This window comes from Nocardia carnea (assembly GCF_029868325.1).
GTDB classification, from domain to species: Bacteria; Actinomycetota; Actinomycetes; order Mycobacteriales; family Mycobacteriaceae; genus Nocardia; species Nocardia carnea_C.
The window spans coordinates 1-2775 of the sequence record NZ_JARWNW010000005.1; the positions used below are offsets into that span (position 1 = coordinate 1).

1 protein-coding gene and 1 pseudogene are annotated in these 2775 nt (G+C 70.3%); one reads left to right on the forward strand and one right to left on the reverse strand.

What is annotated here, in order from left to right; all coding sequences use genetic code 11:
* Positions 1–246 precede the first annotated feature (246 nt).
* Positions 247–1866: a hypothetical protein gene (locus QH196_RS00060; protein ID WP_280413689.1), complete on the forward strand. Its 1620-nt coding sequence runs from the start codon at positions 247–249 to the stop codon at positions 1864–1866.
* Positions 1867–1884: 18 nt separating this feature from the next.
* Here the strand turns inward: QH196_RS00060 and QH196_RS00065 are convergent.
* Positions 1885–2628 (reverse strand): annotated as a pseudogene (locus QH196_RS00065) (ABC transporter permease); the annotation flags it as partial.
* Positions 2629–2775 lie beyond the last annotated feature (147 nt).

A 2775-nucleotide genomic window follows, 5' to 3' on the forward strand; every position in this document is an offset into this window, starting at 1 on the left:
GTCTGCCACCCCGCGAGACAGACCGGCCCACCCGGTCGGCCTGCTCCCCAGCTGCGCCGACCGGCCCCGGTTTACCCCCCCCGGGGGGGGGGGTTAGGAAACCCCACGCCCCGCCCCCCCCCCCCCCCCCCGCCCCCCCCCGGGGCGGGGGGCGCCCCCCCGCCCCCCCCCACCCCGGCGTCGGCCGGTGCCGGTGCGATATCGGCCGCTGACGACGCAATATCGGTCGGTGATATCGCGGCGGCGGTGGATGGGCTGGTCGGGCAGTCACTGTTGACCGTCGTCGAGGTCGAGGGCGCCGGGCTGCGCTACCGGATGCTGGAAACCGTCCGCGAATTCGGTGAACAAGAACTTGTGGCGGCAGATACCGGACCGGGGTCGGAAATCGATCTGGTGGAAACGCGGATGGCGCGCTGGGCACGGGATTTCGCGGTGCTCATGGCCGAATGCTACGGCCGCGGTGACGAGCTGGGGCCGGCGTTGACCGTGGCGGTGGAACTGGACAATCTGGTCACCGTCCTGCGTCGCGCCGAATCGGCCGGCGACGCACAGACCATGTATGCGGTCTTCCCGGTCGCCGCCATGCGGTGGGTCATGCACGGGGCGAACCTCGAACTCATGGGCTGGATTCCCCGGATACTCGCGATGGCGCCACCGGTCGCTTCCCGCGGGGTGTACGCGGAACTGGAATCGGCGTGCCACGCGGTGATCGCCTTGCATCTGGCCTTCATGGACCGCAGTCTCCGGCAGCTGGCACTGGTGCGGAGCCGGGCCCGGCTTCTGCTGCGGGGCGATACCGGCCTGCGCGCGCCGTTCCGGGTTCTGGCCCAGCTGCTGACCTGCCCGCCCGATTCGCTCCGGCTGGCCCGGCTGCTGGCGCGCGCGACCCGTTCGCCCGACCGGCACACCAGAGCACTGGCGCTGATGGCCCGCACCAATATCTGGGAGAACATGGGCCGTATCCACGAATCGAGCCGCGACGCCCGCGCGGCCGTGCCTGCCCTGACCGAAGCGGAAGTGTGGAGCCGGGCGATGCTCGCCCAGCACCGCGGGTCACTGGCCGGGCAGGTCGCGCAGTATCGCGAATCGGTGGAGTTCTACGAGGAAGCGGCGGAGCTGTTGCACCGGATCCGCGCCTACGAGGAAAGCCTGGAAGTGCATTCGTATCTGGCGGCATCGCTGGCCGGCAGCGGCGAACCGGCGCGGGCCCGGCGGGAACTCGCCACCGCGCTGGGGTTCTCCGGTTCCGGTGGGGCAGATCTGGCGGTCGTCGACGACCCGGGGATCCACCGCAATCACCGATTGTCGACGATCGCCGCGGTATTGGCCGGGATCGAGCTCGTCGAAGGCGATATCGATGCCGGACTGCGGCATTTCCGTCGTGCGCTCGAATTGATCGGCTGGCCGGTCCAGGAAACCACACCGGGCCCGGGTCTGCTGCTGACCGGTTCGGCGGCGCTGGCCGCGCATGTGCTGTACGAGCGCGGTGATGTGGTCGCGCGGTTGGTGCCCGAGCTCATCGATCTGGCGCCGCGACGATTCGGTTATGTGCTGGACCTGCCGCAGCTCGGCGCGGTGGCCTGTGCCGCCGGCTCGGGTCTGCTCATGCTGGGCGAACACGAGACGGCCGGGGTGGAACTGCTGGCCCTGGCGCCACGGGTGGTGTCCCGGCAGGACTATCCCGTGCTGCGGTGGGACCGGCACCGTGACCTGTGGCGCGACCGGATCGGGGCCGATCGGCTGAACGCGGCCGTCACCACCGCGAGTGGGTTGCGCCGCGCCGCGGCCGCCGCACGGATCGTGGAACTGATCCGCGAGGTGGGCACGCGCCTACCGGACCCGCTCGCCCGCCCTGCGGCCGGCTGAACGGGTCCGGGTCGGCGGTCAGGCGCGGCGCATATAGGACCGCACGGTCAGTGGCGCGAAGATCGCGACGATCACGGCGGCGCCCACCAGCGACCAGACCACGTGCATACCGATATGCCCGGTGTTCATCAGCTCCCGGCAGGCCCACACCAGATGCGAAACCGGGTTGACGTCGATGAACGCCTGCAGCCAGCCCGGCATCGTCTCCTTCGGGACGAACGCGGGTGAGGCGAAGGTCAGCGGGAACATGACCAGCATCGAATAGCCCTGCACCGCAGAGGCTTTGTTCGCGATGACACCGAAGAACGCCCAGATCCAGCTCGTGGCGAACGAGCAGACGACGACCAGCGCGACGGCCGCCGCCACACCTGCGGCATTCGGCCGGTACCCCATGATCAGGCCCATGACGACGGTCAGCACGGAGGCGATACCGTAGCGGACCATATCGGCGGTGAGCGCCCCCGACAGCGCCGAGATCCGCGCTATGGGCAGGGATTTGAACCGGTCGAAAACGCCTTTCTCCATATCCTCCTTCAGCTGTACTCCGGTGACCACCGAGGTCATCACCACGGTCTGCACGAGAATGCCCGGAATGATCACCGGCAGATAGCTCTGGACATCGCCGGAGATGGCGCCGCCGAAGATATAGGTGAACATCAGGGTGAAGATCACCGGCTGGATGACCACGTCGAAGAGTTGTTCGGGGTTGTGTTTGATCTTCAGGAGCCCGCGATAGGCCATGGTCAGGGTGTTGTCCACGGTCCGGCGCAGACCGACCCGGGGGGGGGGGGGGGGGGGGGGGGGGGGGGGGGGGGGGGGGGGGGGGGGGGGGGGGGGGGGGGGGGGGGGGGGGGGGGGGGGGGGGGGGGGGGGGGGGGGGGGGGGGGGGGGGGGGGGGGGGGGGGGGGG